Source organism: bacterium (genome assembly GCA_021158245.1).
GTDB lineage: Bacteria > Zhuqueibacterota > QNDG01 > QNDG01 > QNDG01 > QNDG01.
On sequence record JAGGVB010000150.1, the window covers coordinates 1 to 4,017 of the forward strand.

2 protein-coding genes are annotated in these 4,017 nt (G+C 38.9%); one reads left to right on the top strand and one right to left on the bottom strand.

Going from position 1 to position 4,017, the window contains the following annotated elements:
* A partial coding sequence (locus J7K93_07950) for a tetratricopeptide repeat protein (protein MCD6116932.1) occupies positions 1 to 2,817 on the top strand: 2,817 nt, incomplete at its 5' end.
* Positions 2,818 to 3,714: 897 nt separating this feature from the next.
* On the opposite strand, the gene J7K93_07955 is transcribed toward J7K93_07950, so the two are convergent.
* Positions 3,715 to 4,017, bottom strand: a 303-nt coding sequence (locus tag J7K93_07955) for a T9SS type A sorting domain-containing protein (GenBank protein MCD6116933.1), incomplete at its 5' end; no start/stop codon positions are given.

Sequence of the window (4,017 nt, forward strand, 5' to 3'; positions counted from 1 at the left end):
AGCGAGGCCAGAAATTACGGGCTTCAGTTTGCAACCTGCGACTGGATTCTTCAGCTTGATGCTGACGAGGAACTCAGAAGCGATGATATACCTGCTGTAAAAAGTGCAGTGCAGAACAGAGAAATTGACGCTGTTTATGTTGCATTAATGAATAAGACTCCCGTAGGATGGACCAAACACTATTCGCCCAGACTTTTTAAAAGGGGCAGGGCAAAGTTTGCGGGAGATGTACATAATCAGCTGGTATATCAGGGAAAAGATATTAAAACTGAAATTGTAATTTATCATTACGGTTACAATCTTTCAAAAAAGGAGATGGACAAAAAATTTAAGCGTACAGAGAAACTGCTCAGAAAGCAGATGAGCCGTGATAACACAAATCCTTTTACTTACATGAACCTGATGAGAGTTCTTAAGTCTCAGCATAAATACCAGGAGGTTGTCAGCCTTGGCAGGAAATCTTTTGTTTCAGCAGGCAGTAAAATGACTGATCCGATTCTGCAGATGATTGAGTACGATATGATTTGTTCGCTTATTGAACTGGGTAAGTTTCCCGAAGCAGAGAAAAGAGCAAAGAATATATTAAAAAAATTTCCGGATAATCTTGATATAACATACTCTCTCGGGCATTCTCTGATTTTGCAGAAAAGATACAAAGAAGCGTTGGATGTTTATAAAAAGTTTCTTGAAATCCATGAGAAAGAAGGGAAAACCCCCGGGTTTTCATATCTGATAATTGATACTTATACGCTGGATCATAAAGTTTGGGCAATTATTGCAGACTGCGAGCATGAACTGGGAAATTATGAATCAGGAATCAAGGCTGCGGGAAAAGCTGTTGAATTAGACCCTGATTCTGCAGAATATAAAATCGCGCTTGCAAGAAATCTTATAAAAGCAGGCAGAAAAGAAGATTGTAAAATCCTTCTGGAACGCATGGAGCGGGAAAACAACGTTGATGAGGAAACATATTTAAAGTATTTTGCATTGTGCGTAAAGTATCCTGAATTGGGTTCTTCTGCGGATGTTCTTCAGAGGGCAGTGCGGAAATATCCGGACTCGGAAAAATTGAAGTCCTATTTACATTCTAAAACCCCGGCAAAGAAGAAAAAGAACGAACCAACAATATCGCTGTGCATGATTGTAAAAAACGAAGAGGAATTTCTTGAACAGTGTTTAAAAAGCGTTCAGGATGTTGTTGATGAAATGATAATAGTTGATACAGGATCAACAGACAGGACAGTTGAGATTGCAGAGTCTTTTGGGGCAAGGGTTTTTCATCACGAGTGGCAGGGCAGTTTCAGCGAGGCCAGGAATTACGGGCTTCAGTTTGCAACATGCGACTGGATATTCCAGCTTGATGCTGACGAGGAACTGGAAAGAGAGGATATTCATCTTGTAAAGAAGGCTGTAAATCAGGATAAATTTGACGCTGTTTATGTTGCTTTATTAAATGATTCGGTTAATGGCTGGTCAAAACATTACTTTCAGCGCCTTTTCCGCAGAGGAAAGGCAAAATACGAAGGTATAGTTCACAATCAGCTTATCTGTGAAGGCGAGAGTGCATGGAGCGAGATAAGGATTTATCATTACGGATACAATCTTTCCAAAGAAAAGATGAAGAAGAAATACCAGCGTACCGAATCTCTGCTTTTAAAACAGATAGAACAGGAAAAAGACAATGCATTTTCTCATCAGAATTATGTGAGAATTCTTGCAGCACAGAAAAGATACGAGGATGTACTAAAAGCTGCGGAAAATGCATTTAACCTGTGCAAAAAAACAATGAATCAGAATAACAGGCAGATGATATCTTTTGATTATTCTGTTGCTCTTTTGAACCTTGATTTACTTGACAGAGCGGAAAACGTGTGCAATGAAATTCTTGAAGAATTTCCTGAAAACCTTGATATAACCTATGCACTGGCAAATGTAAAATTAAAAAAAGGAGAGTACAAAGAAGCAGTAAGCCTTTTTAATAAGTTTCTTAAGATTCTTGAAAACAAGAGAAAACAGCCGAAATATGAAGGATTGATTATTGAAACATACAGTTATGATCACAGAGCCTGGGCATGTCTTTCAGATGCATACACATTTTTATCAAAGTTTGACGATGCTCTTAAATCAGCAGAAAATGCCTTAAAAATAAATCCTGATAATTATGAATATCATGTTATTTATGCAAGAGCTCTTGTTAATATGGGACAGCAGGAAAAGGCTCTGGATTATCTGAAAGAAATTGATAAAAATAAAAGACCAAGTGTTGCATTTTATTCAAAATGGACCAGTCTGAGCGAAACGCTGCCCCTTGGTGAAAAGCAGGAAATTCTTGATTTAGGGCTTAAAAAACATCCGGATTCTGTTGAGTTGAATTCCCTGTATGCACACCTGTTTGAATCATCAGATCCTGAAAAAGCCGAAACTATCTGGAATAGGGTTTTATCCTTTGACACGGAAAACTGCAATGCAATGCTGCATCTTGCATTTCTGTTTTTACAGGAAAAGCAGAATAATAAGTTTCATGATATTACGGAAAAGTTTATTAATAAATGCACAAGGCCTGTTTATTTTAAGAAACTGGGAGCATTGTGCATAAAAGCTCAGGATTATGGTACTGCCATAGAAGTGCTTGGAAAGTATCTTGAATATTTCCCGGAAGATGCAGGTACCCTGGCAGATGTCGCAACATGCTATGTTAAGATCGGGCAGTATGAGGCTGCTCTGATAGGATACAAAGCTGCCCTCGCATTTGATCCGGGAAATAGTTCGGTGATTTTAAATCTGGAAAGGCTGGAGAAAATTCTATCGCATTCCTGAAAGAAAAGGATTAGTGAATAGTGAAAAGGGAGTAGTGAATAGGATTCTCTTCGACACAAGTTGTACTTGGGGCGGAAATAGTAATCCACGAATTACACGAATCCGTCAAAGGCCGGACACAGTTAACACGAATTTAAAAATAAATTAAATGAAATTTCCAGATGTCGGCAAATAAATTAAACAGTGTCATACTCGCGAAAGCGGGTATCCATGGGAGGGGTGTGGAGGATTACATAAATTTGTGATTAACCCCTCTCCGCCCTGGATTCCCGCTAAAAACATGCGGGAATGACATCTCAGTGGACCGTTGTTGCGTAAATTTCCAGATGCCGGAGAAAAAATTCTCAATTTTGTCATACCCGCGAAAGCGGGTATCCATGGGAGGGGTGGTAGAGGATTGCCCCTGGTTTCCCGCTAAAAACATGCGGGAATGACGCGCCTAAGCCCCGTAGGGGCGGAATATTTGTAGAAATGGAATAAACAAAAACACGGAGTCCCGTAGGGACGAAATATTAAACGAAGTATGTACAAAGCTGTAGTTCAACAAATGTAAAAAATCCAAATGTTATACATTAACGTTCAGTTTGTTGATTTTGTAAAGATTTATGTACGGCACTTTTTTCAAAAAAAAGTGCCCAAAAAACGCCGGCTGCCGAAAATTTCCTAAAAATGCCAAAAAACTCTCTGAAAGGCAAAAACTCACCCGATTCTGATTATTGTATTTTTTCTTAAAGAGAATCGGGTTCAAACAGTTTGCCTTTCCGGGCGTTCGTTTTTCAACATTTTTTTAACGGAAATTTCCAGATGCCGGCAAACAACTGTTTTTTTGTCTTTTGTTTAAAAAAAAGGCCGCTTGTAAAAAGCGGCCTTTGTAAAATCAAACTGAATTAATCTAATCTACCGCATCAAAGTCATTTTTCTCATCTGTGAGAATGTGCCTGCTTTCATCTGAATCAAATAGATTCCGCTTGAGACTTTCTGCCCGAAATTATCTGTCCCGTCCCATTTGGCATAGTATGAAGCTGCAGGAAGTTTCTTGCTGATTAGTGTTTTTATCTCTCTTCCGAGTAAGCTGTAGACTTTAATTGTAACCTCACTCTCTTCTGCAATCTGATAGTTTATTGTTGTTTCAGGGTTAAAAGGGTTAGGATAGTTCTGAGTAAGAGCAAAGTCGGAAGGAGGAGAAACAAGCATAACAGG